The organism is Pseudoclavibacter sp. RFBG4, from assembly GCF_002931515.1.
Lineage (GTDB): Bacteria > Actinomycetota > Actinomycetes > Actinomycetales > Microbacteriaceae > Pseudoclavibacter.
In genome coordinates this window covers 83573-110269 of record NZ_PSYC01000039.1, presented here as the reverse complement: position 1 = coordinate 110269, position 26697 = coordinate 83573, and the positions used below count along the sequence as shown (strand labels likewise).

Annotated in this window: 26 protein-coding genes and 1 tRNA gene; 13 read left to right on the top strand and 14 right to left on the bottom strand. The window is 68.4% G+C overall.

What is annotated here, in order from left to right:
- Positions 1-35 precede the first annotated feature (35 nt).
- From C5E10_RS15095 to msrB, 5 genes are all read right to left on the bottom strand, one after another.
- A complete protein-coding gene (locus C5E10_RS15095) occupies positions 36-1442 on the bottom strand; it encodes a hypothetical protein (RefSeq protein WP_146080299.1) in 1407 nt (468 codons plus the stop codon).
- Positions 1432-2265, bottom strand: a complete 834-nt coding sequence (locus C5E10_RS15090) for a TIGR03943 family putative permease subunit (RefSeq protein ID WP_104332323.1) — start codon at positions 2263-2265, stop codon at positions 1432-1434. Before C5E10_RS15090 ends, C5E10_RS15095 begins: the two co-directional genes overlap by 11 nt.
- Positions 2258-3310, bottom strand: coding sequence for a permease (locus C5E10_RS15085; protein ID WP_104332322.1), 1053 nt, complete (start codon positions 3308-3310; stop codon positions 2258-2260). Before C5E10_RS15085 ends, C5E10_RS15090 begins: the two co-directional genes overlap by 8 nt.
- Before the next feature lie 81 nt (positions 3311-3391).
- Positions 3392-3467 (bottom strand) — tRNA-Thr (locus C5E10_RS15080).
- Between the two features lie 80 nt (positions 3468-3547).
- Positions 3548-3964, bottom strand: coding sequence for a peptide-methionine (R)-S-oxide reductase MsrB (gene msrB / locus C5E10_RS15075; RefSeq protein WP_104241916.1), 417 nt, complete (start codon positions 3962-3964; stop codon positions 3548-3550).
- A 105-nt stretch (positions 3965-4069) separates the two neighbouring features.
- Here msrB and C5E10_RS15070 point away from each other — a divergent pair, with 105 nt between their 5' ends.
- The 4 genes from C5E10_RS15070 (at position 4070) to groL (ending at position 7200) form a co-directional block, all read left to right on the top strand.
- Entirely contained in the window at positions 4070-4363 is a 294-nt protein-coding gene (locus C5E10_RS15070) for a DUF3263 domain-containing protein (RefSeq protein ID WP_104332321.1), read from the top strand.
- Positions 4364-4367: 4 nt separating this feature from the next.
- On the top strand, positions 4368-4919 hold the full coding sequence (locus C5E10_RS15065; protein WP_160073586.1) for a LytR C-terminal domain-containing protein: 552 nt from the start codon (positions 4368-4370) through the stop codon (positions 4917-4919).
- A 232-nt stretch (positions 4920-5151) separates the two neighbouring features.
- The gene (locus C5E10_RS15060; protein WP_068479823.1) at positions 5152-5367 is read left to right on the top strand and encodes a cold-shock protein; all 216 of its coding nucleotides are present in this window, start codon (positions 5152-5154) and stop codon (positions 5365-5367) included.
- 213 nt (positions 5368-5580) lie between these two features.
- Complete coding sequence (groL, locus tag C5E10_RS15055) at positions 5581-7200, top strand: chaperonin GroEL (protein WP_068479821.1); 1620 nt, start codon at positions 5581-5583, stop codon at positions 7198-7200.
- Positions 7201-7326: 126 nt separating this feature from the next.
- Here groL and C5E10_RS15050 read toward each other — a convergent pair whose 3' ends face one another.
- The 3 genes from C5E10_RS15050 to C5E10_RS15040 form a co-directional block, all read right to left on the bottom strand.
- Positions 7327-7617 carry a WXG100 family type VII secretion target gene (locus tag C5E10_RS15050; RefSeq protein WP_104332319.1) on the bottom strand — a complete coding sequence of 97 codons (291 nt, stop codon included), beginning with the start codon at positions 7615-7617 and terminating at the stop codon, positions 7327-7329.
- Positions 7618-7699: 82 nt separating this feature from the next.
- On the bottom strand, positions 7700-9436 hold the full coding sequence (locus C5E10_RS15045) for a cell wall metabolism sensor histidine kinase WalK (protein ID WP_104332318.1): 1737 nt from the start codon (positions 9434-9436) through the stop codon (positions 7700-7702).
- Positions 9437-9474: 38 nt separating this feature from the next.
- Positions 9475-10173, bottom strand: a complete 699-nt coding sequence (locus C5E10_RS15040; protein WP_068479813.1) for a response regulator transcription factor — start codon at positions 10171-10173, stop codon at positions 9475-9477.
- Between the two features lie 128 nt (positions 10174-10301).
- Here C5E10_RS15040 and C5E10_RS15035 point away from each other — a divergent pair, with 128 nt between their 5' ends.
- A complete protein-coding gene (locus tag C5E10_RS15035; RefSeq protein WP_104332317.1) occupies positions 10302-11117 on the top strand; it encodes a methyltransferase domain-containing protein in 816 nt (271 codons plus the stop codon).
- A gap of 28 nt (positions 11118-11145) precedes the next feature.
- Here C5E10_RS15035 and C5E10_RS15030 read toward each other — a convergent pair whose 3' ends face one another.
- From C5E10_RS15030 to C5E10_RS15020, 3 genes are all read right to left on the bottom strand, one after another.
- A complete protein-coding gene (locus tag C5E10_RS15030) occupies positions 11146-12792 on the bottom strand; it encodes a DNA repair helicase XPB (protein WP_104332316.1) in 1647 nt (548 codons plus the stop codon).
- A 60-nt stretch (positions 12793-12852) separates the two neighbouring features.
- The gene (locus C5E10_RS15025; RefSeq protein ID WP_104332315.1) at positions 12853-14442 is read right to left on the bottom strand and encodes a helicase-associated domain-containing protein; all 1590 of its coding nucleotides are present in this window, start codon (positions 14440-14442) and stop codon (positions 12853-12855) included.
- Between the two features lie 95 nt (positions 14443-14537).
- A complete protein-coding gene (locus tag C5E10_RS15020; RefSeq protein WP_104241898.1) occupies positions 14538-14807 on the bottom strand; it encodes a hypothetical protein in 270 nt (89 codons plus the stop codon).
- A 142-nt stretch (positions 14808-14949) separates the two neighbouring features.
- Here C5E10_RS15020 and C5E10_RS15015 point away from each other — a divergent pair, with 142 nt between their 5' ends.
- Together C5E10_RS15015 and C5E10_RS18935 are read left to right on the top strand one after the other, a co-directional pair.
- Entirely contained in the window at positions 14950-15333 is a 384-nt protein-coding gene (locus C5E10_RS15015; RefSeq protein WP_104241897.1) for a cold-shock protein, read from the top strand.
- Positions 15333-16598: a DUF3027 domain-containing protein gene (locus C5E10_RS18935; RefSeq protein WP_146080298.1), complete on the top strand. Its 1266-nt coding sequence runs from the start codon at positions 15333-15335 to the stop codon at positions 16596-16598. The genes C5E10_RS15015 and C5E10_RS18935 overlap by 1 nt, the downstream gene beginning before the upstream one ends.
- 214 nt (positions 16599-16812) lie before the next feature.
- Here C5E10_RS18935 and serC read toward each other — a convergent pair whose 3' ends face one another.
- Positions 16813-17928 carry a phosphoserine transaminase gene (gene serC, locus C5E10_RS15005; protein ID WP_104332314.1) on the bottom strand — a complete coding sequence of 372 codons (1116 nt, stop codon included), beginning with the start codon at positions 17926-17928 and terminating at the stop codon, positions 16813-16815.
- Between the two features lie 76 nt (positions 17929-18004).
- Between serC and C5E10_RS15000 the strand changes: the two genes are divergently transcribed.
- From C5E10_RS15000 to C5E10_RS14980, 5 genes are all read left to right on the top strand, one after another.
- Positions 18005-18742 carry a metal-dependent transcriptional regulator gene (locus tag C5E10_RS15000; protein ID WP_104241893.1) on the top strand — a complete coding sequence of 246 codons (738 nt, stop codon included), beginning with the start codon at positions 18005-18007 and terminating at the stop codon, positions 18740-18742.
- Positions 18743-19018: 276 nt separating this feature from the next.
- Positions 19019-20131: a C40 family peptidase gene (locus C5E10_RS14995; RefSeq protein ID WP_181062796.1), complete on the top strand. Its 1113-nt coding sequence runs from the start codon at positions 19019-19021 to the stop codon at positions 20129-20131.
- A gap of 180 nt (positions 20132-20311) precedes the next feature.
- Positions 20312-21484, top strand: a complete 1173-nt coding sequence (locus C5E10_RS14990; protein WP_104332312.1) for an NlpC/P60 family protein — start codon at positions 20312-20314, stop codon at positions 21482-21484.
- Between the two features lie 196 nt (positions 21485-21680).
- On the top strand, positions 21681-22715 hold the full coding sequence (locus tag C5E10_RS14985; protein WP_104332311.1) for a C40 family peptidase: 1035 nt from the start codon (positions 21681-21683) through the stop codon (positions 22713-22715).
- A gap of 338 nt (positions 22716-23053) precedes the next feature.
- Positions 23054-23548, top strand: a complete 495-nt coding sequence (locus C5E10_RS14980) for an HNH endonuclease (RefSeq protein WP_104241887.1) — start codon at positions 23054-23056, stop codon at positions 23546-23548.
- Between the two features lie 17 nt (positions 23549-23565).
- On the opposite strand, the gene C5E10_RS14975 is transcribed toward C5E10_RS14980, so the two are convergent.
- Positions 23566-24021, bottom strand: a complete 456-nt coding sequence (locus C5E10_RS14975; RefSeq protein ID WP_104332310.1) for an SRPBCC family protein — start codon at positions 24019-24021, stop codon at positions 23566-23568.
- A 33-nt stretch (positions 24022-24054) separates the two neighbouring features.
- Between C5E10_RS14975 and C5E10_RS14970 the strand changes: the two genes are divergently transcribed.
- On the top strand, positions 24055-25854 hold the full coding sequence (locus C5E10_RS14970) for a helicase HerA-like domain-containing protein (protein WP_104332309.1): 1800 nt from the start codon (positions 24055-24057) through the stop codon (positions 25852-25854).
- Between the two features lie 163 nt (positions 25855-26017).
- Here C5E10_RS14970 and C5E10_RS14965 read toward each other — a convergent pair whose 3' ends face one another.
- On the bottom strand, positions 26018-26686 hold the full coding sequence (locus C5E10_RS14965) for an AIM24 family protein (RefSeq protein ID WP_104332308.1): 669 nt from the start codon (positions 26684-26686) through the stop codon (positions 26018-26020).
- Positions 26687-26697: the final 11 nt, after the last annotated feature.

Below are 26697 nucleotides of genomic sequence, written 5' to 3'. Positions count from 1 at the left end.
CATCGTCGTATCTGGTCCCATGTCGTGGAGACGGGTCAGCGGCACCACGAGGTCAGGAAGCCGGTGAGGCGGCGGAGCTCATCGCCCGTGGCGATGTCGATGACGGTGGTCGTCGACTGCTTCATGCCGGGAAGGACGGCGTAGCCGTCCGGCCCCTGCGCGCCGAGGCCCGTCTCGACGGCGAGGTACTGGCCGTTGGGGGAGACGCAGATGTCGCGCAGCCACTCGCCGCTGTCGCCCGGGTCGAAGAGCGTGCGCTGGCCGTCGGCGTCGGCGAACTCCACCGTGACGTCGGCGAGCCCGGCCGCCGCATCCGCGACCGCGGAGATCTGGGTTCCCTCGGGGTCGAGCACGCTCGTCTGCGTGAGGTACTGCGTCTCGCTGAGCGTCATCGGAGCCGGGGTGAGCTGCTCCGCGGTCCCCGAGCTCAGATCGAAGAGGGTGTAGCCGCCGACACCCGAGGTCACGGCCGTGGCCGTGCCGGGAACGAAGCCATGGAAGTGCTGCGCTTGGCCGATCGGCTCGGCTGGGGTGCCGGCGAGCACGTTCACGAGGTACAGCTGCTCGTCGAGGGTCTGCGCGATGAGCGCCCCCGTGCGCGGCGCGAACGCCCAAGTCGAGACCATGAGCGGTGTGCCGTCCGGTCCTGCCACCTGCTTGGGCCGGAACGACGTGTCGCTCGTGTCGAAGACGAACAGCGAGCGCACCAGCTCGGTCTGTCCGTCAGCGTGCACGCCGTCGATGACGAAGCCGATGAGGCCGCTCGCGGCGTCGGCGGCGAGGCTCGAGAAGCTCCCCGTCGCGTCCACGTTCAGGGGGACAGCCGGTCCAGGCTCAGCGCGAGGTGCGACGCCGACCGTGCCGAGGCCGGCGGAGTCCTGTTCGATGACGGCGACGAACGCGTCCGTGAGGGCGTACTCCTGGATGCGCGGGGCGCTGAACAGGATGCTCGGCTCGCCCCCGCCGGAGACGTTCGTCTCGATGACCCGGTCCTCGAGCGTCCCGCCGGTCGAGATCGCCCCGCGGACGAGCGTCGACACCTCGAGGGGTGGTGTCGTGAACTCGGTCTCGAGGGTCGACGCGACGCCCGTCGACGAGCTCACGGCATCCGTCACCGTGAGGGTGTAGTTCGTGTCGTAGGCGAGCAGCTGCTCGAACGTCACCGTGATCGTGCCGTTCTCCTCCGTGAGGCTGTAGGCGGCAGCTGGCTCGAGGACGACCTGCGCCGGGTCGATCTCGCGGAGGCGCTGGTTCGGAGTCAGCACGAGGCGCGTGCCCTGCTGCTCGACCGTGCCGATGGCGTTGACCGCGGTCGACGCGACGCGCGGGCCCTGCAGGATGTTGCCGACGGCGAGCCCCGCGGCGAGCAGGGCGAGCACGATGACCGCCAGGATGAACGTCCTTCGGAAGCGGCGTCCGCCCAAGGCGAGATCAGTAGACATAGGGATCGTTCGGCTGGTCGATCGCGGTGATGGTCGTCGGCATGAGTGCGACGCGCTCGGCGCTGGAGGCGCTCGGGTTCGTGACGAACGCGCCGTCGACCTCGACCCAGGAATCGACGGGGTAGCTGCCCTGCCAACCGGGCTGGTGCACGGCGACGCCCACCGGGGCTGCATCGATCGCGCAGCAGTTCACGACGAAGCGCGCCAGGATGAAGGCGTCCGGCGAGTCCGGGTCCTCGGTCACGAACCCGACGAGCTTCGCCCGCTCGCCGAGCACCTGCTGCTCCCCGTCGCCCTGGCGGAGCATCGCGGCCCAGTCCTTGACGGTGAAGGAGCTGGTGTCGCGGCCCCGGAGCGTCTCGCCCTCCGAGATCGGGGAGTCCACGGTCTGCGCATTGGCGTTGAGGGAGCGGTTCTCCACCGCCGCGGAGCTGAGTGTCACCGGCGGTGCGATGATGAGCGCCACGAACGCCGTCGCGACGACGACGAGCGTGACGGTCGTCGAGGCGATCACGGCGATGCGCTGACGTGCGCCGAGCCGCGGGCGGCGGTTGCTCCGCCGAGTGGTCGACGTGCCGAGCGCATCCGACTCGTGCGAGTGGTCGTGGTCATGTCCGTGGTCATGGTCCTCGCGACCGGGGGTGACGGCGATGGCCGCGATCGCGAGGACGCCGCCGATGACCGCCATGATCGAGGTGAACACGAAGTAGCGGGGGTGGATGTAGAGCGAGAGCCCGCCCGTCATGGAGAGCCACACCGTGGCGACGACGGTGAAGAGCGTGAGCGCGACCCCGCGCCATCTGGAGAGCAGTCGTTCAAGCAATGAGGTTCACTCCGAGTCCGAGGGTGAAGGCCGACAGCGCGACGATGAGGGTGATGCGCGCGAGGACCGCGCTCGTGTAGGTCGTGCGCATGAGTGCGAGCATCTTGACATCGATCATGGGCCCCATCACGAGGAAGGCCACGATCCCGCCGGGCATGAACGTCCCGACGAAGGACAGGGCGAAGAACGCGTCGACGTTCGCGCAGATCGAGATGACGAAGCCGAGCGTCATGAGCACGAGCACCGAGAGCACGGGATGCTCGCCGAGCGTCGTGAGGAGATCGCGCGAGACGCCGACCTGGATGGCCCCCGCGATGGCCGACCCGATGAAGAGCGCCGGGAGCATCGTGGAGGTCTCGGCGCCGAACATCGACGCGCTCGCCCGCAGCCGGTCGCGGACGCCGGAGCGGCCCCCGTGTCCGTGCTTCGCTTCCAGCTCGCAGGTGGCGGCGAAGCTCGGCGTGAGCAGCTCCTGTGGTCTCGGGTGGCGGCTGAACAGGAAGCCGATGACGTTGGCGATGACGAAGCCGCCGATGATGCGGGCGGCCAGGATTCCATGGTCCCACCCGAACGCCTGATACGTCGTGACGATCGTGATGGGGTTCAGGATGGGCGCCGCGAGCAGGAACGTGATCGACTCGGCCGGTGTGAAGCCGCGGAGCACGAGGCCGCGGGCGAGGGGCACGTTGCCGCACTCGCAGACGGGCAGGGCGATGCCGAACAGGGAGATCACGGCGCGTCGGAGCCAGGGGGTCTGCGGCAGGATGCGCATCAGGAAGCCCGGCGGGAGCCAGTGCTGGACGACGATCGAGAGCAGGATGCCGAGCACGATGAACGGCATGGACTCGATGACGACGCTCAGCGAGAGCGTCACGAAGTCGCTGATCGGGCCGAGGGCCGGTGCGTCGTCGAGCGAAGCCGTGAACGTCCTGATCGCGATGAGCGTGAGGATGAGGCCTGCGCCGATGGTGAGTCCGAGCACACCGCGGCTTGCGGTCGTGCGCTGAGGGCGCGGTGCGCGCTGCGCAGTCGTGTGCTCGTGCATCCAGCCGAGTATAGTTCGGCCCGCTTTCGGAACCTTTCGGAACACGGGGCGACGAGGGGCTCGCGCGGGGCGGGAGGATTCTGGAGCCGACTGCGAGGTTCGAACTCGCGACATCCGCTTTACAAGAGCGGTGCTCTACCAGCTGAGCTAAGTCGGCCTGCTGCAATCGCAGCGGCACCATCATAGCCATGCGGTGCGCGAGGCGCGCACCGCATGGCCACTCGGGTGCTGCTCTCTTTACTCGGAGGGCGTCTCGTCGTCCGGGGTGAAGGAGAGCGAGAGCGAGTTCATGCAGTAGCGGTCGCCCGTCGGGGTGCCGAAGCCGTCGGGGAAGACGTGCCCGAGGTGGGACCCGCAGTTCGCGCAGCGCACCTCGGTGCGGACCATGCCGAGCGAGCGGTCCTCGAGCAGCTGGACTGCGTCGGGGCGCACCGACTCGTAGAAACTCGGCCACCCGCATCCGGAGTCGAACTTCGTTCCGGCCTTGAAGAGCTCGGAGCCGCATGCGCGGCAGGTGTACAGGCCGGCGCGCCCCTCTTCGAGGAGCTCTCCCGTGTAGGCCCGCTCGGTGCCTGCCTCGCGCAGCACGTGGTACTCCTGCGGCGTGAGCTCAGCGCGCCACTCGGAATCGGGCTTGTTGACGGCGTAGGACACCGTGCCTCCTGGAGATCGACGAGACCGCTGGGAGCGGTCGGGGAGGAATGAGCATACGCGCGTTGCGTGAGTCGAGTCCGTGAGCCTTGCTCGTACACTTCGTGCATGGAACGGGACGTGGAGCTCAGCGACCTCGAGCGCGCCCTGCTGGATTTCGAAGACCTGAATCCGCGGCAGAACGCAGCGAAGACGGCAGCGATCAGGGATCGCTTCGGCTGGTCGACGACGCAGTACTACCGAAATCTCGCTACGCTCATCGAGACACCAGCTGCGCTCGCCCGCCAGCCGATGCTCGTCGGCCGCCTGCGGCGTGCGCGCGAGCGGCGGGCGGATGAGCGCCAGCTGCGGCGCGAGCAGCGCATGTCCAGCGCCTCTCCCACCTCAGGACGGATTCGGTAGACACGTGAATTACCCCAAGGATCGCTTCGACGACATCCCACCAGGCCTCGACAGGCGCGGCGCGCATCGTGCGCCCCGAACCCGTCTCGCCAAGCTCGCCTCGTGGCTCTGGGGCCTGCTGGCCGTCGTCGTCATCGTCGCCGTCGCGGCGGTCGCCATGCAGATCATCAATGGTGCCGTCTCGTTCAGCCCGTCCGCCGAGCCCGAGACCAGCGAGACGCCGGCCGAGGCCGCCCCTGTCGAGGAGGCGCCGGCCGAGGTCGTGCCGCAGCTCGACCCCAACGTCGCCGTCCGCGTGCTCAACGGCACCGAGCTGGCTGGCGTCGCCGGTGGAACGACCACCGAGCTCGCTGCCGCAGGCTGGAATGTGACGGAGACGGCGGATGCACCGACCTCCGATTACGCGACGACCACCGTCTCCTACAATGACCCCGCTCAGGAGGCTGCTGCCCTGGCGCTCGTGCAGTCGCTCGGCGGGGGCACTGCGGTCCTGGATCCGAACGTCGCTGCCGCTGGCACGATCGTGGTCATCGTCGGCCTCGACCTCGCCGGATAGCCCGAAACCCCCGGGCTTTCACCGGGGAATGCGCGCCGTGTGTTCCGCGAATGTGAACATCTGGAAACAAAACGTCGCCAGGTGACGTGATCACGGTTTTCGGCTTCCACGGTCAACAGGTCGCGACCTAGTATCTTGCTCGAGTCCTGGGCACCATCGTTCGTCCCCCTCGCACGCATGCAGGGCTCCGCCGGCTGGCGCTGGCGAGTACTACTGAGCAATGGAGACAAACATGGCGAACGGAACCGTGAAGTGGTTCAACGCTGACAAGGGCTACGGCTTCATCACTGTGGATGCGCTCGACGGCGCTGCCGCACAGGATGTGTTCGTGCACTACAAGGCCATCGAGATGCAGGGCTACCGCGTTCTCGAAGAGGGACAGAAGGTCGAATTCGAGATCGGGGCCGGCGACAAGGGCCCCCAGGCAGAGTCCGTCCGCGCGCTCTGATCCGCGACGACAAGCGGCGTCGACCCTCTCTGGGGGTCGGCGCCGTTTTCTGTGCCGGGCGCGGGATCTGCCGTCCTCGTTCGCCCGCAGCGAGAAGGCGTCGGGGCGGCTTGCACTCGACAGGGCCGAGTGCCAATATGGACTTGCACTCGCCTCGTTCGAGTGCCAACCACGAACCTCACGAACCACGTCCGGAAAGGACGCAGTACACATATGTCGAAGATCATTGCTTTTGACGAAGAGGCCCGTCGCGGGCTTGAGCGTGGACTGAACACGCTCGCCGACGCGGTGAAGGTCACGCTCGGCCCACGCGGCCGCAATGTCGTGCTCGAGAAGAAGTGGGGCGCGCCCACGATCACGAACGACGGCGTGTCCATCGCCAAGGAGATCGAGCTGGACGACCCGTTCGAGAAGATCGGTGCCGAGCTCGTCAAGGAGGTCGCGAAGAAGACCGACGACGTCGCCGGTGACGGCACGACGACGGCCACCGTCCTCGCTCAGGCGCTCGTCCGCGAGGGCCTCCGCAACGTCGCAGCAGGCGCAGACCCGATCTCGCTCAAGCGCGGCATCGAGAAGGCCGTCGAGGCCGTCGTCGCCGAGCTGCTCGCATCCGCCAAGGAGGTCGAGACCAAGGAGCAGATCGCTGCGACCGCATCGATCTCGGCTGCTGACGCTCAGATCGGCGAGATCATCGCCGAGGCGATCGACAAGGTCGGCAAGGAAGGCGTCGTCACCGTCGAGGAGTCGAACACGTTCGGCACCACGCTCGAGCTGACCGAGGGCATGCGCTTCGACAAGGGCTACCTCTCGCAGTACTTCGTCACCGACCCCGAGCGCCAGGAAGCCGTCTTCGAAGACGCCTACATCCTGATCGTCAACGGCAAGATCTCCAACATCAAGGACCTCCTTCCTGTTGTCGACAAGGTCATCCAGGCCGGCAAGCAGCTCCTCATCATCGCCGAGGACGTCGAGGGCGAAGCTCTCGCGACGCTCATCGTCAACAAGGTCCGCGGCATCTTCAAGTCGGTTGCCGTCAAGGCTCCCGGCTTCGGCGACCGCCGCAAGGCCCAGCTGCAGGACATCGCCATCCTCACGGGTGGACAGGTCATCAGCGAGGAAGTCGGACTCAAGCTCGAGAACACGACGCTCGACCTCCTCGGCACGGCCCGCAAGGTCGTCGTGACGAAGGACGAGACGACGATCGTCGAGGGTGCTGGCTCGCCCGAGCAGATCGCCGGCCGCGTCGCGCAGATCCGCGCCGAGATCGAGAACAGCGACAGCGACTACGACCGTGAGAAGCTCCAGGAGCGCCTCGCGAAGCTCGCCGGTGGCGTCGCCGTCATCAAGGCCGGAGCTGCGACCGAGGTCGAGCTCAAGGAGCGCAAGCACCGCATCGAGGACGCTGTCCGCAACGCGAAGGCTGCCGTCGAAGAGGGCATCGTCGCCGGTGGTGGCGTCGCCCTCATCCAGGCTGGCGCACGCGTTCTCGACAAGCTCGAGCTCAAGGGCGACGAAGCGACCGGCGTCAACATCGTCAAGGTCGGCATCCTCGCACCACTCAAGCAGATCGCGACGAACGCTGGCCTCGAGCCCGGCGTCGTTGCCGAGAAGGTCGCCGGACTCGAAGACGGCTGGGGCCTCAACGCCGCAACCGGCGAGTACGTCAACCTCATCGAGGCTGGAGTGCTCGACCCGGTGAAGGTGACGCGTTCCGCGCTGCTCAACGCAGCTTCGATCGCTGGTCTCTTCCTCACGACCGAGGTCGTCGTCGCTGACAAGCCCGAGAAGGCTGGCGCACCGGCGATGGACCCGGGCGCTGGAATGGACTTCTAAGCACCACGCGCACGACAAGCAAGCGGGCGGCTCCTCACGGAGCCGCCCGCTTCGTCGTTCGCGCCTCGCTGCTCGACGCGATGGGTCGAGGCTCCGGCCAAGCCAAGCCGCCGAGTGCAGTGCGGGTCAGACGCTGAAGAGCCGCCGAACATCGCCTTCCACGGTGCCGTAGCTGGCGCTCGCGCTACCCAGAGCGCCGTTGATGGCGGAGATGCTCGACTCCACCTGAGCCTGCGTCGAGCGCCACTGCTGCACCAGGCCCTGGAAGGCTGCCGCCGCCTCCCCGCTCCACGACCCCTCGAGTGCGGTCAGGTTGCCGAGCAGTGCGGCGACCTCTGCCTGCACTCGCCCGATCGACGACTGCGTGTTCGTGACGGCGAGCTGCAGCTGCTCGCTGTCGACCATGTAGACGGCCATGAGTGTTCCCCCTTCTTCGGCCGCCGGGTGGTTCTGGCGGCACCTCGCGAGAAGGCTAGGAGCAGCAGCGGCGTGTTGGGGATCAGCTGTTCGGAGCTGTGGAGAGGGCGCTGTCCACAGGCGCGGACATCAGCAGCGGGAACTTGAGGCGGAACGTCGCCCCGCCTCCGGGGGTCTCGAGCACGTCGACCTCGCCATCGTGCGCCTTCATGATCGCCGAGACGATCGAGAGTCCGAGCCCCGAACCGCCGGTCTCGCGCGCGCGAGAGGTGTCCGCGCGCCAGAAGCGCTCGAAGATCTTCTGCCTGATCTGCGGGGGGATGCCCTCACCGTGGTCGATGATGTCGACGATGGCCAGCTGGTTCGGCAGATCGACCGTCACGCCAACTTCGAGGGGAGACCCCTCCGGCGTGTACCGCATGGCATTGCCGAGCAGGTTCGAGATCGCCTGCCTGACCTTGTCCTCGTTCGCGTGCACCATGGCGGGCACATCCCCGAGGTCCTCGTCGGAGTCGGCGGCCTCGATCCCACTCGGCTCGGCCCCCTTGCGCCTGATGGGGAAGCCTCGCAGAGCCGGGCGCGGCAGCGAACGCCGTCGCCACAGCGCGCGCTTCGCGGCCGCACCTTCCGGAGCGCTGGCGGACTCGTCGGCCGGGACGATGTCCGCCTCGACGGCAGCAGGCAGCTCACCGGTCGTCTCGGATCCGAGAGGCTCCGCGTCGCCGCGGGTCTCCTGGATGATGTTCACAGGCAGGGCTCGCACGACGCGGTCCTTGGCGGTCGCGTGCGCATCCATCGCTGCGTCCTCGGCAATCGGCTCGAGGTCGATGACGTCCTTGACCAGCTCGCGCGTCTCGTCGAGTCGAGCGAGCTGCAGGAGGTCCTCGACGAGGCCCCCCATGCGGAGCGCCTCCTTCTCGATCCGCTCCATCGCCTGGCCGACCTTCTCGGGGTCGTTGAGCGCACCCATGCGGTAGAGCTCGGCGTATCCGCGGACCGTGACGAGCGGCGTGCGCAGCTCGTGGCTCGCGTCGCCGACGAATCGGCGCATCTGCGCGATGGTGCGGGTCCGCTCGTCGAAGGCGTGATCGATGCGGACGAGCATGGTGTTGAGCGACCGAGAGAGTCGCCCCACCTCGGTGTTCGGCGTGCCGGCGGGCAGGCGCTGGGAGTAGTCACCAGACGCGAACTGCATGGCCGTGGCCTCGACCTGCCTCAGGGGGAGCAGCGTCGCTGAGACGAGCACTCTCGTGAGTGCCGCGCCGAAGATCACGACCGTCAGCCCGAAGCCGAAGAAGATGGCGAGGAAATTCACCATCGTCGCGTTGACGCTCGTCAGCGGGGCCGCGATGAGCAGCGTGCCCCGCACCTGGTCGGCGGCGTACTCTCCCTCTGGCACGGTGATCGTCCGCCAGGTCGCCCCGAGCGGGTCTTCCATGTCGAAGAGACTCTGGCTGCCACGGACTGCTGCGTCTGCGGGCACCTCGGGCGCGATCGCCTGCGGTCGCTGCCACTGTCCCCAGTTGTCGACGACGACCTGGCCGTCCGCATCGAGGACGGCCACGTAGATCGTGGACGGCGCGATGCGGATGGCGTCGTAGGTGATGAGCCTCGAAGAGGGGTCAGCGGCGAGGAACTGGGTCGGGTCGCTCGCGTACACGCTCAGCTGCGAGTCGGTCTGCGAGACGAGCGTCGGTCGCAGCAGCAGTGTCGTGCCGATTCCGGCCACGACGATGCCGAACGTCAGCAGTGTGATGTTGACGATCGTCAGCTTGTTGCGGAGTGAGAGCCGATCCCAGCGCCATGCCCTGAACGGCACCGCCTACTTCCCCTCGTGGTCGGGCTTGGTCACCTCTGCTAGGCCTTGGCCCCGGAGACCTTGAGCATGTAGCCGAAGCCGCGCTTGGTCTGGATGAGCGGCTCCTCGGTGAACTGGTCGAGCTTGCGGCGCAGGTAGGAGATGTAGGACTCGACGATGCCGGCGTCGCCGTTGAAGTCGTACTCCCAGACGTGGTCGAGGATCTGCGCCTTGGAGAGCACCCGGTTGGGGTTGAGCATGAGGTATCGCAGCAGCTTGAACTCGGTGGGGGAGAGCTCGATCGGCTCGTCGCCGATGAACACCTCGTGGGTGTCCTGGTCCATCGTGAGCTCGCCCGTGCGGATGACCGCCTCTTCTTCGGCCTGCATGGTCCGGCGGAGGATGGCCTTGATGCGGGCGACGATCTCGTCGAGGCTGAACGGCTTGGTGACGTAGTCGTCGCCACCCGCGTTGAGGCCCTCGATCTTGTCGTCGGTGTCGTCCTTGGCGGTGAGGAACAGGATGGGGCTCGTGTAGCCAGACGCGCGCAGGCGCTTCGTGACGCCGAAGCCGTTCATGTCGGGGAGCATGACGTCCAGGACGATGAGGTCGGGCTCCTCCTCGATGACAGCGGAGATCGCGGCGGCGCCGTTGCCGACGGCACGCACCATGAACCCTGCGAAGCGCAGGCTGGTCGACAGGAGTTCGCGGATGTTTGGCTCGTCGTCAACAACGAGAATCTTGGGGCCATCAGTCATGGACTAAGTATCTTGACGCCGTCTGAGTGAAGTCTGACGGCGCGCGGTGTCGCGGCGGTGCGGATGCGCTAATCTTCTGGGTCGTCCTCACGCGGGTCCGGGCGTGCGCGGTGCGCTACTGTGCCGACATGGACGACTCCGCTGCCCCGAGGTACACCCATGGCCACCACGCGAGCGTGCTCCGCTCGCACGGGCGGCGTACGGCCGAGAACTCAGCCGGCTACCTCATCCCCGAGCTGCGACAGGGCATGCACGTGCTCGATGTCGGCTGCGGGCCGGGATCGATCACCCTGGATCTCGCGCGGCTGGTCGGCGCCGCCGGCCGTGTCGTCGGCATCGAGGTCGTGGACGAGCCCCTCGAGGTGGCTCGTGCTTCCGCAGTAGAGGCGAGGGACACGCAGACGGAGTTCCTGCTCGGCGACGTCTATGCGCTCGACTTCGCCGACGGCGAGTTCGACGTGGTTCACGCTCATCAGGTGCTGCAGCACCTCTCCGACCCGGTCGCGGCGCTGCGGGAGATGCGCCGCGTGACGAAGCCGGGCGGACTGGTCGCGGTGCGAGACGTCGACTACGGCACGTGCGTCTGGTCGCCGCAGCTTCCGGAGCTCGACCATTGGCTCGCCGTGTACGACAAGGTCGCGCGCTCGAACGACGGGGAGCCGAACGCGGGCCGGGTCCTGCGGCGCTGGGCGCGTTCGGCGGGACTGGAGGATGCCCGTCTCTCGGCCAGCGCTTGGATCTTCACAACGCCCGAGGAGCGCGCCTGGTGGGGGTCGACGTGGGCGGAACGCGCCACGAGGTCGCGGTTCGCCGAGGATGCGCGGGCGCGGGGGATCGCGTCGTCAGGCGACCTTCAGCGCATCGCCGATGCCTGGTCGGAGTGGGCGGACGACGAGGATGCCGAGTTCGTCATGACGCACGTGGAGCTCCTGGCCCGCGTGTGACCTCCGACCTCCGGCTCGTGGTGCAGAGCTAAGCAGGTTCGAGGATGGCGTCGGCGTCGAGGATCTCGTACGAGTACCCCTGCTCCGCGAGGAAACGCTGCCGGTTCTGTGCGAAGTCCTGGTCGACGGTCTCTCGCGAGACGAGCGTGTAGAACGAGGCGGTCACGCCGCTCGAGCTCGGGCGCAGCAGCCGGCCGAGGCGCTGCGCCTCTTCCTGCCGCGAGCCGTACGAGCCGGAGATCTGCACGGCGACGGACGCATCCGGCAGATCGACCGAGAAGTTGGCGACCTTCGAGACGACGAGCACCTTCTCCCGCCCCTCTCTGAACGCCTGGAACAGCTCCTCGCGCTCCGCGACGGGCGTCTGGCCCGTGAGCTTCGGCACCCCGAGCTCCTCGGCGATGCTGTCGATCTGATCGAGGTACTGGGCGATGACGAGGATGTTCTCGCCTCGGTGCTTGCGGATGAGGGCCTTGACGAGCTCGTGCTTCGCCGGCGCCGTCGCGGCGATGCGGTAGCGTTCGTCGTCGCTCGCGGCCGCGTACTCCATGCGCGTCTCGTACGGCAGGTCCACCCGGACCTCGTAGCACTTGGCGGGCGAGATGTACCCCTGGGCTTCGATGTCCTTCCACGGAGCGTCGAAGCGCTTGGGGCCGATGAGGCTGAAGACGTCACCCTCTCGGCCATCTTCTCGCACGAGGGTCGCCGTGAGGCCCAGCCGCCGTCGCGCCTGCAGCTCGGCCGTCAGCTTGAAGACGGGGGCCGGCAGCAGGTGCACCTCGTCGTAGACGATGAGGCCCCAGTCGAGGGCGTCGAGCAGCGAGAGGTGCGTGTAGACGCCCTTCCGGCGCGCGGTGAGGATCTGGTAGGTCGCGATCGTGACGGGCTTGATCTCCTTGACCTCGCCCGAGTACTCGCCGATCTCGTCTTCCGTGAGCGTGGTGCGGCGGAGCAGCTCGTCGCGCCACTGCCGTGCGGAGACGGTGTTGGTGACGAGGATGAGCGTGCTCGTCGATGCGGTCGCCATGGCACCGGCGCCCACGAGCGTCTTGCCTGCGCCGCAGGGGAGCACGACGACCCCGGACCCGCCCTCGAAGAAGTGGTCGACGGCCGACCGCTGGTAGTCGCGCAGCTGCCATTCGGACTCGTCGAGCGCGATGGCGTGCGGCGTGCCAGGTGTGTACCCCGCAAGGTCCTCCGCGGGCCAGCCGAGCTTCACGAGCTGCTGCTTGAGCTCACCTCTGGCCCAGGCCTGCACCCGGAATCCGGACTCGCCGGTCGGTCCCTCGAGGAGCGGTGCGACGTGCTTGGCCCTGGAGATCTGGAGGAGCACGGCCGGGTCGTCGCTCGAGACGACCAGCTCGCCCTCGTCATCGCGGGAGATGACGAGCTTGCCGTAGCGGGCGACGGTCTCGCGGATCTCGCCGGAGACGGACGCTGGGACGGGGAACTTCGCGAAGCGCTCGAGGACGTCGAGCATCTCGTCGGCCTCGTGGCCGGCCGCGCGGGCGTTCCAGAGACCGAGCCGCGTGATGCGGTACGTGTGGATGTGCTCCGGCGCTCGCTCGAGTTCGGCGAAGACCGCCAACGCGTGGCGGGCGGCTTCGGCGTCGGGATGCGCCACTTCGAGCAGGACAGTTCTGTCGCTCTGTACGATCAACGGTCCAAGTGCCATAACGGTCAATCATACCCGCCGGGTCCTGCGCGTCAGCGGTGCCGGCGACTTCTCGCAGCGCTACTGGTCTTCTGGCGCCTCGGAGAGCTGCACCTCGAGGATCGCGCGGATCGGAAGGGTTCGTTCGACGTCGGCCGCGAGGTCCCTCGCTCGGAGGCGGCCAGCCGAGACGCTCATCGGCACGAGGCGCAGCGTGGTCTCCTTGCCGCCTCCCAGGTCGACCCGCACCGTCACTTCGCTCTTCGCGCGTCGTGCCACCTCCAGCTGGCGCTGTACCCACGTCTGCGCATCGTCTCCCGCGTCCAGGCGTGTGGCCTCGTCGTGCAGGGCGTCCGCGAACCGCAGTGCCGCCTCGCTCGGACGCTGGTCGCGCGCCGGGGCGGTCTCCCGGGGGCGGAGTGGCACGAGCTGGCCCGTGGCGTTCTCGGCGCTTGCCGGGTAGCGGGCGTCGAGCAGCATGAGCACGACCGTGTCGCGCGACGCCGAGGAGACGAGCGCACCCTCTCCGGACTGGCGGAGCCCAAGCGGTGCGACGGCTGCGTCGACCCTCAGCGCATCCATGAGCGCCGGGTCCTGACTCGTCACGATGGTGCCGGGGCGGACGGGGTGCTCGCGAACTCGCACTCGGCCGTGCCGGTTGGAGGCCTCGCGGAGCAGGTACTCGACGGGCTGGGGGATGCCGGTGAGCGAGAGTCGAGTGAGCGTGGCCTTGATCTCACCGATCGAGAGCCCGGTGCCGAGCGCGTGCGTGACCGAGGCCTCGGAGAGCCGGTAGCTCGAGGCCAGGCCGCGTCGCTCGAGGGATGCGACGGACTGCAGCTCCTGCTCGTCGGCGGGAGCGAGCGGGCCAGGCGCGATGATCGAGAGATCCGGCTGGAGATAGACGCCAGGAACTTCGTCGGGCAGGGAGGCCTCGAGGAGGTCAGCCGCGCCGTCGAGGTCGTCCTGTGCGAGCAAGACGCCGAGCTGGCTGAGCTGGCCCTCGACGGTGATACCGAGGAGCTCTGTCTGCGGCGTCGCGTGCGACTTCGCGTCGACGAGCAGGCCCGTCCTGTCGGTGACGCGGAGCTCTGCGAGCCAGCAGTCGGCGAGCTGGCGCCACCGTGACAGCGGGGCGCTGAGGCGGAACACGCGCCCGAGCGAGGTGGGGCGCATGGCGTCGGAGACCGGGCTGCAGAGGCCGAGGTCCAGCATCCATTCGAAGAGGGGGGACAGCACGGCCTGTTCGGTGTGCAGCTCTGCGGCGATGCGACGGACCGTCGTCGCGCCCAGCTGCAGTCCGCCTCGTCCGTCGCGGTAGGCACGTGGGGCGAGGTCGAGGGAAGCGATCGCATCGGCTGCGAGCTGTGCGGCGCTGTGGGCGCGCTCGGTGGCCTGGGGGAGCGGTGCGAGGTTCGACGCATCGAACTCGGCGGCGTCGGGTGACGCCGCGAGGAGCTCGGACAAGGCGGTGGCAGTGGTCGAGAGGAGCTCGGGTGCCTCCGGTGTTCCGACAGCGAGGCCGCGCAGCCGAGCCGTCTGCAGCGCCTGCGGTGCACCTGCGGCGAGGCGCGAGGCGTCTCGCCAGCCGAGCCGCGCGACGGCTTCGCTCAGGGCGGACTCTTCTGCGAGCGCCTCGGCGATGTCCATGGCACCGCTCGAGCCGCGCATCGACAGCCTGCGCCAGGCGGCGAGGCTGGCGAGGTCGGTGCGATCCAGGCTGCGGAGGAGTTGGAGGACCCGCAGCGCGCTCGGGGAGGCGTCTATCAGCTCTCGGACCTGCCCCGCGAGCGTCGGTTCGCGACGACGCGCCAGATGATGAGCGACAGGATGAGGAGGAACGCGACGGGGAAGCCGATGTAGGTGACGAACAGCAGCGTCGGCCAGATCGGGTTGCTCGCGTCGACCTCGATGCCGAGGAGTGGCGTCGCGAGCAGCACGAGCAGCGCGATGAAGGAGATCGCCGCGATGCCGAGGGACATGAAAGCGAGGATGCGTTCGCCCTTCGCGATGGGGGCGCCGTTGGAAGAGGTCACCGAACCAGACTAATCGACATGCGCGCCACCGTAGACTGGTTCGGATCAGCCGCACGCCGCGGCCGACCAGGGGAAGCGAAGTTCGCCGCCCCGCCTGTGAAAGTTCGATCTGGTGCTTCGTGCGCCGAACAAGGAGATGGCCATGCCCACCGGCAAGGTGAAGTTCTACGACGAGGACAAGGGATTCGGCTTCATTGCGGCCGACGACGGTCAGGAGATCTTCCTGCACGCGACAGCGCTGCCAGCAGGAACCTCGTCGGTGCGCCCGGGAACGAAGCTCGAGTTCGGCATCGCCGACGGACGACGCGGTGCGCAGGCGCTGTCCGTCCGCGTCCTCGAGGCTCCGCCGAGCGTCGCGCGCATCCAGCGCAAGTCGCCTGATGACATGGCAGTCATCATCGAGGACCTCGTGAAGCTGCTCGACTCCGTTGGCGGCGCGATGCGTCGCGGTCGCTACCCCGAGAAGCCGCAGGGCGCGAAGATCGCAGCGATGCTCCGTCGCGTCGCGGACGACCTGGACGCCTGATGACGAACGAGGCCGTGCTTGCAGCCCCGCTCGGGGTCGCCCTTGATGCCGTCGAGCTCGAGTCTTCGCGAAGGCTCGCCTGGTCGGCTCTGCTGGACGTGACGCCGGCCTCCGAGCTCGGCGAGCTCGTCGCCGTCGTCCCCGAGGAGGACGAGGGCGTCTACACGCTCCAGTACACGACGCGCCTGCCCGGCTACCCGGACTGGCGATGGAATGTCTCCCTCGTGCGCCTCGTCGACCAGGCGGAGCCGACGGTCCTCGAGGCCGAGCTGCTGCCCGGCGACGGGGCCCTGCTGGCACCTTCGTGGGTGCCGTGGTCCGATCGGCTCGCCGACTACGAAGCGGCGCAGCTGCTCGAGGCCGGCGAGGTCGTCGACGTCGACGGCGAGAACGCAGAGGCCGCGGGCGCTGAGGCTGCGCCCAGGTCGAGCAAGCGCATCCGGCGCACGCGGACCCGCCGTCGCATCGGCGCAGACGGTGCGACCGAGGCCGATTCGTCCGCAGACGGCTCCGTGGACGACGAGTCGGCTCAGGTGCCTGCGAGTGAGGACGTCGCAGCAGGTGCTGGCTCCGAGCCTGCCGTCGGCGAATCTCCAGAAGCCGAGAAGCCCAAGAAGAAGAAGCGCAAGAAGGAGAAGTCGGCCAAGAAGTCGAAGTCGGACGTCGACACCGACGGCACTCCGAGCGACACGGCTGCCGGCGAGGCTGCTGTCGAGGTGACCGATGCGGATACGCCGCCCGCCGAGAAGCCCAAGCGGTCGCGTCGCAAGCGCGTCGACCAGGCGAAGCCTGACGCCGTGGCGGAGGAGGCGACCCCGGACGCACACGGCGACGCCGATGGCGAGGCAGCCCCGAAGAAGCCTGAGCGTCGGAAGCGCAAGAAGGCGGGCAAGGCCGTCGACGGCGAATCCGGTGCCGGCGAATCCGGTGCCGACGACGCCTCGGGCCAGGAGCCCAAGGCAGGCGCGGTCGAGAGCGACGACGTCGCTCCCGAGCCGAGCGCGCCGAAGGCGAAGCGGGCCGCCAAGGCGCCCGCCGCGCTCGCAGACGAGGTGCAGCCCGAGAAGAGCAGCTCACGCGGCAAGCGCCGTCGGGTTGTCGTGGTCCCTCGCAGCGAGGACGAGCTGCCAGCGCAGGAGGACGCCGAGTTCGGTGAGGCCGCCGACATTCGCGAATTCGCCGACGACATGGACGACGTCTTCGACGGGGTCGACTTCGAGCCCGACTCCGAGGTGTCGGCGCCAGAAGGCGACGCCAAGAGCTAGCCCGGCGGATGCCCGGTGGCCGAGGGCCGAGTTGTGGTCGTCATAGCCCACCGGAAGCGACCACAAGTCAGCTCTCGGCTCGCGCGGAGACACGACACGCTGGATCGCGAAGCGAGACACGCAAAGCACGCAAGACCGACGAGAGGAGCGTCACCAGCAGCTGCTGGTGACGCTCCTCTCGTCTGCGCTTCGATCGGGGTGGGGCCCGCCGGGATCAGCCCAGGTGCTCGACCACGTAGTCGATTGCGCCCGTGAGGCGACGCACGTCATCCGGGTCGACCGACGTGAACGTCGCGACCCGCAGCTGGTTGCGTCCGAGCTTCCGGTACGGCTCGGTGTCGACGATGGCGTTGGCGCGGAGCGCCGCCGCGACGGCCGCCGCATCCACCCGCTCGTCGAAGTCGATCGTCGTGACCACCTGCGAGCGCTCTGCCGGGTTCGCGACGAACGGAGTCGCGTACTCGGAGGCCTCCGCCCAGTCGTAGATGATTCCGGAGGAGGTACGGGTGCGGTTGTCGGCCCAGGCGATTCCGCCGTTGCCGTTGATCCAGTCGAGCTGCGCCTCGAGGAGGAGCAGCGTCGAGATGGCCGGCGTGTTGAGCGTCTGGTTCTTGCGCGAGTTCTCGACGACGTGGCTGAGCTTCAGGAAGTCGGGGATGTACCGCTCTGAGGCGGCGATGCGCTCGATCCGCTCGATCGCAGCCGGGGACGCGATCGCGAGCCAGAGGCCACCGTCGGCGCCGAAGTTCTTCTGTGGAGCGAAGTAGTACACATCGGTCTCGCTGATGTCGATGTCGACGCCGCCCGCGGCGCTGGTCGCATCGATGACCGTCAGTGCGCCCTCGTCGCCGTGGACGCGACGGATGGGGGCCATGGCTCCCGTCGAGGTCTCGTTGTGCGGCCACGCGTACACATCGATGCCGGCGACTGCCTCCGGCGAGGCGATCGTGCCTGGCTCGGCGGAGCGCACGTCCGGGGCCGTGAGCCACGGGGCAGCTGCTGCCTTGGCGAACTTCCCGCCGAACTCACCGAAGGTCAGGTTCTGCGCACGCTCGGAGATGAGGCCGAAGGCCGCGGAATCCCAGAATGCCGTGGACCCGCCGTTGCCGAGCAGCACCTCGTAGCCGTCGGGGAGACGGTAGAGCGAGGAGAGGCCAGCGCGCACGCGGCCCACGAGGTCCTTGACGGGTGCTTGGCGGTGGGAGGTGCCGAGGATGCTGGTGGCCCCTGCGACGAGATGGTCGATCTGCGCGGGCCGTACAACCGACGGGCCGCAGCCGAATCGGCCGTCGAGCGGAATGAACTCTGTCGGGATGCGAATGTCAGGCATGCTGCAAGCCTATGCGCGCAAGCGGGCTCGCTCGCCGCTAGGCTTGGCGGACCAATGCAACGGAGGGTGGCGGGGCGTGACCAATCTGGTGGACACCACGGAGATGTATCTCCGCACCATTCTCGACCTCGAGGAAGAGGGCATCACCCCGCTTCGGGCTCGCATCTCCGAGCGGCTCGGCCATTCGGGTCCCACGGTGTCGCAGACGATCGCGCGCATGGAGCGCGACGGACTCGTCTCGGTCGCCGGTGACCGCCGGCTCGTGCTGACGACCGACGGGCGCGCCAAGGCGACGCGCGTGCTGCGCAAGCACCGCATCGCCGAGGGCCTCCTCGCCAACGTCATCGGCCTCGACCTCGCCCAGGTGCACGAAGAGGCCTGCCGCTGGGAGCACGTCATGAGCGACGAGGCCGAGCAGCGGATCTTCGAGATGCTCGGTCGCCCCAGCGAATCGCCGTACGGCACCCCGATTCCGGGACTCGTCGAGTTCGGCGCCGAGCCTGCCGAGGAGTTCCTCGCCGGCGTCGTGAGCGTCTCGGCGCTCCTCGAGGAGTCTGCACGCGGAGCCACCTCCACGGAGCCCGTGCTCGCGAAGGTGCGTCGCCTCGGCGAGCCCGTCCAGTCCGACCTCCAGACGCTCACGCTCCTTCGCGAGGCTGGCGTGCTCCCTGGTACCGAGGTCACCCTGCAGCGCCGTGGTGCGTGGATCGGCCTGCTGCCCGCTTCTGGCGGCATCGGCGTCGAGGTCTCGCTCGAAACCGCCGAGCACGTGTACGTGGATGCGATCCTGAGCCCCGAAGGTGCGCTAGGCTGAGATCTGGTCACGGCCAGCTGAAGATCTCCTCCGCATTCTGCGGGCCTTCAAGCGCCTGACTTCCCCGGAAACTCGGGGTTCGTTACCTCGGCGTTAGGGTTCTGACACCGAAGCGTGACAATTCACAGCTTTTCCACTAGTGTTGTCCGAGTCATGAGCTATGCAGTCTGCATGGCTGGCAGGCCGAGGCGCCGTATCCCGCTCCTCGACCTAGCTCCCCCTGGTAACAGGCAAGAGCGGGATCGGCTCCCAGGAGTCAGGCGCTGGAGGAACGACTTGGAAAACTTGACGAACGCCACGGCACCGCTGACGCGACGCCAGGCTCGTGAGATCGAGCGCCGCACGGGCCAGCGCCCAATGGCGACTGTCGGTGTCACGGGTGTGTCCGCGCCGGTGATCGAGGCTTCGGTCGCAGAGATCAACTCGGCATCCGTGCCGACGCCCTCTGCGTCAGCATCCTTCGTGCACGACACCGCGCACATCCAGCGCAACGAGCTCGGCGCACTCGTGTCGGTGCTCCCCACGACCACTGCGCTCCCGCAGGTCGCCGGCGACGAAGCCGTCGAGCAGCTCGCAGAGGTCATCGACATCCCCGAGGCGTTCACGGGTCGCTCCGTGAGCATCCGCGCTGCGAAGCCGGCGTCGCTCGTCGCTCGTCAGCGTCGCCGCACGGCTGGTGGCTTCGCGGCCGCAGCAACCGTCGCGGCCATCGCTACGGCAGGAGTCGTCGTGCCGGCGGCCGTCGCCGACGGCAACGACGCCAGCCAGGCGCAGGCCAACCTCCTCGCCGCCACCACGGTCGAGACCGAGGCTCCGACCGCTGATGCTGACGCAACCGCTGAGGCTCCGGCAGAAGAAGTCGTCGAGCAGGCCTCCGTCGACCTCGTCGCGGCTCCAGAAGTTGCGGTCGACCGCACCGAGACCAGCGTCGTGACCCTCTCGAGCGACCAGGTCGCCGAAGTCGTCGCAACGCCTGAGCCCACCGCAACGGCCGACTCGAGCGCTTCCACGGGCGGCACGACGTCGACCGGTGGCAGCACCTCGGGCAAGACCAGCACCGCGTCGACCGGCGGACAGGGCGTCGACTCGTCGAGCGTCTCCGCTGCGGCCATGAGCTACGTCGGCAGCACCTTCGGATCGTGCGACCTGCTCACCCAGGCCGCCTACGCAGCAGTCGGCATCTCGCTGCCGCGTGGCGTCTCCGCGCAGGCTGCGATGGGAACGCCCACCTCCAACCCGCAGCCCGGCGACCTCGTCGTCTGGCCCGGCGAGCACATCGGCATCTACGCCGGCAACGGCATGGTCATCGATGACCCCGGATACGGCGGACGTTCCGTGCAGCACCGCTCGATCTCGTGGGGCAGCCCCTACTACGTGTCGCTCCGCTAAGGAACGATCCACCTCGACAAACGCGCTCAGCCTCGGCTGGGCGCGTTTCGTCGTTACTTCCGCGTGACCGCTCACGCATTGATTTGTGATCTGACCGTGACAATTCCGTGACCTTTGTGTAGGCTCGAACGCGTCGAGGATGCCGGTTCCAACGGTGTTCGAAAGCACCGAGGAGAAGTCTTGAGCACATCGAGCACGCCGCGCACGGACAGCACCACCGTGCTGACCCGCCGCGAAGCCCGCGCGATCGAGCGGCAGACCGGAGTCCGTCCCGTCGTCACATCGACCGTGGCCGGGGTCTCCGCCCCCGTTATCGAGGCCTCCGTCGCCGAGATCGCCTCCACCGCCTCCACTCCTGCAGCAGCCTCTGCGCCCTCGGCGCATGACACGGCTCGCATCGAGCGCAACGGCCAAGGCGCCCTCGTCTCGGTCCTGCCGTTCTCGCAGCTCGCCGCGGACTCGACCTCGGACTCCCAGGGCCTCATCGAGCACTCGGAGCCCGCTGTCGTCACCGACATCTCCGAGGCATTCACCGGGCGCTCCGTGAGCATCCGTGCCGCGAAGCCGGCCGCCCTCGTCGCACGGACCCGCCGTCGCACCGCCGCCAGCTTCGCCGCTGCTGCAACCGTCGCAGCGGCCGCGACTGCCGGAATGGTCGTCCCAGCCGCCGTCGCAGACGGGCAGAGCGAGGTGCAGTCCCAGGCCAACCTGGTTGCAGCCACGTCGCCGGACACTGCCGCGACGGCACCCACATCAGACCCAGCACCAGCTGCCGAGGAAGTCGCCGTAGAGGAAGTTGCCCTCGTCGCTGCGCCCGAGGTTGCCGTCGACCGCACGGACTCCACGGTCGTCTCGATCTCCAGCGACGATCTCGCTGCGGTCGCCGAGACGCCGACACCTACTCCGACGCCAGAGGAGACCGAGGCGCCTGCGGAGTCGAGCTCGTCGACCTCGAGCAACACGTCCTCCGGTGGCAGCACGAGCAGTCAGACGTCCTCGTCCTCGTCCTCGGGGTCCGCGGCACCGAGTGGTGGGTCCGGCAATGTCGACACCTCGAGCCTCATCGCGGCGGCGCACAGCTACGTCGGCTCCTACTTCGCGGCATGCACCGACCTCACCAAGGCGGTCTACGCGACGCAGGGCATCTCGCTCTCGGGGTCCGTCAGCAACCAGATCGCCGGCGCACGCCAGACCTCGAACCCGCAGCCGGGTGACCTCGTCGTGCAGCCAGGCGCGCACATCGGCATCTACGCCGGTGACGGCATGGTCATCGACTCTCCCGGGTACGGCGGCAAGGTCGTCCAGTACCGCTCCATCTGGTGGGGCAACCCGGTGTACTACACCTTCAACTAGGCATCTCGAGCTCCGGCTCACTCCGGCTTGGAACGCCGCGCGCAGCTCCTGCTGCGCGCGGCGTTCTGTCGTTGTGATCAAAATGTGATGATTTGCGACCTGACTGTGACCTGAGCGTGACATTTTCGTTATAAAGGGTTACGCTCGTGGAAGTCCAGGGCACCAACGGGTGCTCAGCTCCACCCGAAGGAAATCCATGAGCACCACGCTGACTCGTCGCGAGGCCCGCGCCATCGAACGCCAGACCGGTGTGCGCCCAGTCGCGGACGCCACGCAGTCGCTGAGCGCAGTTGCGCTCGCCTCCGTCGCCGGCACTCAGGCCCCGGTCTCGCTGCAGCCCGAAGAGACAGGCCGTATCGAGCGAAACGCGATGACCTCGCTCCTCTCCGTAGTCCCCGCAGACCGCGTCGCGACCGCGGCGACCGAAGCTGAGGCGCCCAGTGCGCCCGCAGCCTTCACCGGGGAGCGGGCCCTGACGGTTCGCGCTCCACGCCCCCGGCAGCTCGTCGTCCGCCGCCGCGTCGCCGGAACCCTCGCCGCAGCCGCATCACTCGCCGCGGTCACCGCGGTCGGAGCCGTCGTGCCGAGCACCATGGCAGCGCCCGCTCCCGCCAGCGAAGCCAGCCTGTCGAACGCAGTGGCCGCATCCGGTGACACCAACGCGGACGCGCAGACGGAGCAGGCGAGCGTCGAAGCGGCCATCGCCGACGCCGTCGCCGATGCCACCCCAGCCGTCGCTGCACCGGAGACCGTGACCGATCGCACGGAGACCGCGGTCGTGAGCATGAGTGCGGATCAGGTCGCCGCAGTCGCGACGCCAGAGCCCACCGCGGATGCCACCGCAGACGCCGCCGCTGCCGACACGAGCGGCGCAAGCAGCTCCGCCGGCCAGAGCGTCGCCGGCGCGAGCGTCGTCGAGACCGCATCGCAGTTCATCGGCGTCTCGCCGTACGTTTTCGGCGGGGCAACCCCAGACGGCTTCGACTGCTCGGGGCTCGTCAAGTACGTGTTCGGCCTCCACGGCATCGACGTGGCACACGGCGTCAGCGCACAGGCGGCGGCGGGCACCCGCGTCTCCGACCCGCAGCCCGGCGACCTCGTCATCTTCCCGAACTTCCACGTGGGCATCTACGCCGGCAACGGCCAGATGATCGACGCTCCCACCGAGGGCCGCATGGTCGAGCTCGGTGGCCTCGACGCTGGCGGAAGCTACTACTTCGTCCGCCTCTGAGCGACGCGTCTCCCACATGCGGGAGGGGCAGCTGCTCCCTGTCCTCGGTCTTTCCGGCCGGTGAACAGGGAAAGCTGCCCCTCCCGCATTCTGCATCCGTGGTCTACGCTGTTGCCAGATCGACGACACTCGGGAGCGTCAATGAGGGCACGCAACGGCATCCACGCCAAGGATGCGCGCGCGTGCTCAGCCCTCGACGTCTACCAGAGCGGTGAAGCCTGTCAGACCGTTCGAATACAGGCCGACGAGTCTCGTCCGTCCATCTACCTACTCGATTCAAGGGTGCCGCCGATCCGGGCGGTGCCCTTTTTTCGTACGGATGCGAAAGCAGGTCCAGCATGCGAACCCTCGTCCTGAACGCAGGCTACGAACCGCTCGGGGTGGTCTCCGACAGGAGGGCACTCGTGCTCGTGCTGCACGGCAAGGCCAGTGTCATCGACGTCGATGAGGACCACCCGGTGCTGGCCTCAAGTGGCGTCTGGGAGCGGCCCCGCGTCATCCTGCTGACCAGGTACGTGCGCGTTCCCATGGCCCGCATGCAGCCGGTGAGTCGCAAGGGCGTGCTGCGGAGGGACGCGAACCGCTGCGGCTACTGCGATGGCTTCGCGAACACGATCGACCACATCCTGCCGCGGTCGAGGGGCGGGCGCGACAGCTGGGAGAACCTCGTCGCCTGCTGCCTCAGGTGCAACAACGTCAAGGGCGACAAGACGCCGGGGGAGATGGGGTGGCGCCTTCGCCTCACACCGAGACCCCCACGGGCAACCGGCTGGTCGCCGCGAAGCGTCGAACGAGAGCTGCCCGAGTGGGCGGCGTACCTCCCCGCCGCCTAGCACGTGTCTGACAGCGTCTAGCCGGCTTCGGAGAGCGCCACTGCCATCTCCTTGAACGCGGCGGCACGCTGGTGCAGCTCGCGGTCGAACGCTGGCTTGGTCGCGGCCCCGAGCGTGGACGCGAAGACGGGCGAGGCGAGCTTGTACGTGAACTTCCACGTGGCCTTCGTGCCGCTCTCGACGGCCTCGAATCGCCAGCCCTCGCCGAACGAGGTCAGCCAGGCCGGCCCCTTCACCATCTCGGCAGAACTCACGAGCGGGGCGTGCACCACTCGAAGCTCGAGGATCATGCGCCGCCCTCCCGGAGTCTTCGTGAAGAAGTGCGCTCCGGAGACGGGCGCCGTGGCGCCGCGGATGAACTCGCTGCGGATGACGCCCGGATCCCAGCTCCGAGCCTCGCCGACGGTGTGTGCGAGCGCGAAGGCGGCTTCGACGGAGAGGGGTACGACGACGGACGCTTCCAACTGGGGCATGGCACCAAGTCTAGGAGTGACTAGCCTGGTGCCATGACTGATGCCGACGCCCGTATCGAAGCCGCACGCAGAGCCCTCGAGGAGGCCACCGCTGCGCTCGCGGCCGCCGAGGCCGAGGCGAAGACAGAGAGCAGGACTGCCGCGCAGGCGGGCCCGGCCGGAGCGCCCGACCCGGCATCGCCCACGGTGCAGGCCGAGCCGCCAGCTCCCGCGGAGGCCGCGGAGTCCGCCGGTCCGTTGGACGCGCAGCAGCTCGAGGCGGTTCGGGCCGGCTACGCGTTCGAGGGCGCCGCGCTCGAGATCGGAGCGATCGTGAACGGCGAGGCGGTCGCAGGCGTTCCCGTGCGCATCCCGGTCGCCATGACCAACCGTCACGGCCTCGTCGCCGGCGCAACGGGCACTGGCAAGACGAAGACCCTGCAGGTGCTCGCCGAGCAGCTCTCCGCCGCGGGCGTCCCCGTGTTCGCGGCCGATATCAAGGGCGACCTCTCCGGGATCGCGACGCCGGGCGAGCCGAGCGACAAGCTCCTCGAGCGCACGAGGGGCATCGGGCAGGACTGGGTTCCTGCGGCCGCACCCACCGAAGTGTTCTCGCTCGGCGGGCGAGGCATCGGCGTCCCCATCCGAGCGACCGTCTCGAGCTTCGGGCCGCTCATGCTCTCGAAGGTGCTTGGTCTCAACAAGACGCAGGAGTCGAGCCTCGGCCTCGTCTTCCACTTCGCCGACGAGCAGGGCCTTGCGCTTGTCGACCTCTCCGATCTGCGGACCGTGCTGCAGTACCTCACGAGCACCGAGGGCAAGCTCGAACTCGAGGGGATCGGCGGGCTCTCCAAGCAGACGGCAGGCGTCATCCTGCGCGAGCTCGTGAACTTCTCGGAGCAGGGCGCCGACATCTTCTTCGGGGAGACCGAGATCGACACCCGTGAGTTCCTGCGGGTCACGAACGAGGGGCGCGGCGTCGTCAGCCTCCTCGAGCTGCCCGGCGTCGCCAGCAATCCCGCGCTCTTCTCGACGTTCCTCATGTGGCTGCTCGCCGACCTGTTCAACGAGCTGCCCGAGGTCGGGGACCTCGACAAGCCGAAGCTGGTCTTCTTCTTCGACGAGGCGCACCTGCTGTTCTCGGGCGCCTCCAAGGCGTTCATCGAGCAGATCACGCAGACGGTGCGGCTCATCCGCTCCAAGGGCGTCGGGATCTTCTTCGTCACGCAGACGCCGAAGGACGTTCCCGACGACGTGCTCGCGCAGCTCGGCTCGCGCATCCAGCACCAGCTGCGTGCGCATACCCCCGACGACGCGACCGCGCTGCGCCAGACCGTGCGCACCTACCCGAAGAGCGGGTACGACCTCGAGGAAGTGCTCACGCAGCTCGCGACGGGCGAGGCGATCGTCACCGTCATGAACGAGAAGGGCGCCCCGTCGCCGGTGGCGTGGACTCGCCTCCGCGCCCCGCAGGCCTCCATGTCGCCGACGCCTGAGGACGGCCTCCGCCACCTCGTCGCCTCGTCGTCGCTGTACCCGCGCTATTCGCAGGTGCTCGACCCGCAGTCGGCGCACGAGGTGCTGACGGCCAAGATGAACGCCGCCGCGGAGCGTGAACGGGCCGAGGCTGCGGCGATCGAGGCGGAGAAGCAGGCGGCGAAGGACGCGAAGGAGCGGGAGCGCGCGGAGAAGGCGGCCCGCTCGCGCACGCAGACTCGCACGACCACCAGGTCACGGGCGGATGCGGGCAGCGGCAACGTCGTGAGCGACATGCTCGGGTCCCGGACCGGCCAGACGATCGTCCGCGAGGTGGTGCGCGGCGTGTTCGGCACGCTCTTCAAGAAGCGCCGCTAGCTCGGCGGGCGAGACCCAGGCGGAGCACGGCGAAGGCGGGTGACGGATCTCTTCGATCCGCCACCCGCCTCGGGTTGTGCTCCGGTCGCTAGCTGAGCGCACTCGAGCCGACATCCACAGCGAACTCGGTCCCGCCCTTGAGGGCAGAACCGGCGCGACGCCCTCAGGCCGTGGCGACGATGGGGACACCCTCGCTCGGCTGCACGACGACGAAGCCTGGCCCATGGAACGCGAGCTGGAACGACTCGCCGGAACCGCGGCCGATGAGCGAGCCCATCTTGAAGTCGTTCTTGATGGTCGGCTGCAGGTTCTGCGACCAGCAGATCGCAGCCTGGGGGTCGACGAAGGTCGGCTGCACCGAGCAGTCGAGGACCATGGGCGGGCCGTCGCTCGAGACGGCCACGGTGCCGTGGCCACCGACCTCGAGGTTGAAGAGGCCGCCCGTCATCATGCCAGCGTTCGCGAGCATCTTGATGTCCCACTGCAGGTTCGCGTCGAAGGCGAGCAGGTTGGCGGTGTTGATGGTGATGCCCTCCCCTTCGAGGACCAGCGTGAAGACGTCAGCGGCCTGGCGGGCGAAGAACACCTCACCCTGACCCCCGACGCGCATGAGCGAGCCGCCCTCGCCGGAGACCATCTTCTTCATGAACTTGCCGAGGCCGCCTGAGCCCTCGTGCTTGAAGTCGAACTGGCCCTGGTAGGCGACCATCGCGCCCTTGGCTGCGAGAACCTCAGGTCCGAAGCCGACGCGAAGCATCTTCTTCGATTGCAGCACCCAACGCTCGGTGCTCTGGCTCTCCCGGTTCGCTTCCGCGAATAGCTCGCTGCGCATGCTGAGTCTCC

Coding starts and splice junctions, on each gene's coding strand:
- C5E10_RS15070 (WP_104332321.1), top strand. CDS start 4,070: ATGGAACGGGACGTGGAGCTCAGCGACCTCGAGCGCGCCCTGCTGGAT.
- serC (WP_104332314.1), bottom strand. CDS start 17,928: ATGCCTGACATTCGCATCCCGACAGAGTTCATTCCGCTCGACGGCCGA.
- C5E10_RS15060 (WP_068479823.1), top strand. CDS start 5,152: ATGGCGAACGGAACCGTGAAGTGGTTCAACGCTGACAAGGGCTACGGC.
- C5E10_RS15095 (WP_146080299.1), bottom strand. CDS start 1,442: ATGTCTACTGATCTCGCCTTGGGCGGACGCCGCTTCCGAAGGACGTTC.
- C5E10_RS15030 (WP_104332316.1), bottom strand. CDS start 12,792: ATGGCACTTGGACCGTTGATCGTACAGAGCGACAGAACTGTCCTGCTC.
- C5E10_RS14980 (WP_104241887.1), top strand. CDS start 23,054: ATGCGAACCCTCGTCCTGAACGCAGGCTACGAACCGCTCGGGGTGGTC.
- groL (WP_068479821.1), top strand. CDS start 5,581: ATGTCGAAGATCATTGCTTTTGACGAAGAGGCCCGTCGCGGGCTTGAG.
- C5E10_RS15050 (WP_104332319.1), bottom strand. CDS start 7,617: ATGGCCGTCTACATGGTCGACAGCGAGCAGCTGCAGCTCGCCGTCACG.
- C5E10_RS18935 (WP_146080298.1), top strand. CDS start 15,333: ATGACGAACGAGGCCGTGCTTGCAGCCCCGCTCGGGGTCGCCCTTGAT.
- C5E10_RS14975 (WP_104332310.1), bottom strand. CDS start 24,021: ATGCCCCAGTTGGAAGCGTCCGTCGTCGTACCCCTCTCCGTCGAAGCC.
- C5E10_RS14985 (WP_104332311.1), top strand. CDS start 21,681: ATGAGCACCACGCTGACTCGTCGCGAGGCCCGCGCCATCGAACGCCAG.
- C5E10_RS15015 (WP_104241897.1), top strand. CDS start 14,950: ATGCCCACCGGCAAGGTGAAGTTCTACGACGAGGACAAGGGATTCGGC.
- C5E10_RS15040 (WP_068479813.1), bottom strand. CDS start 10,173: ATGACTGATGGCCCCAAGATTCTCGTTGTTGACGACGAGCCAAACATC.
- C5E10_RS14970 (WP_104332309.1), top strand. CDS start 24,055: ATGACTGATGCCGACGCCCGTATCGAAGCCGCACGCAGAGCCCTCGAG.
- C5E10_RS15085 (WP_104332322.1), bottom strand. CDS start 3,310: ATGCACGAGCACACGACTGCGCAGCGCGCACCGCGCCCTCAGCGCACG.
- C5E10_RS15035 (WP_104332317.1), top strand. CDS start 10,302: ATGGACGACTCCGCTGCCCCGAGGTACACCCATGGCCACCACGCGAGC.
- C5E10_RS15025 (WP_104332315.1), bottom strand. CDS start 14,442: ATGCGCGGCTCGAGCGGTGCCATGGACATCGCCGAGGCGCTCGCAGAA.
- C5E10_RS14965 (WP_104332308.1), bottom strand. CDS start 26,686: ATGCGCAGCGAGCTATTCGCGGAAGCGAACCGGGAGAGCCAGAGCACC.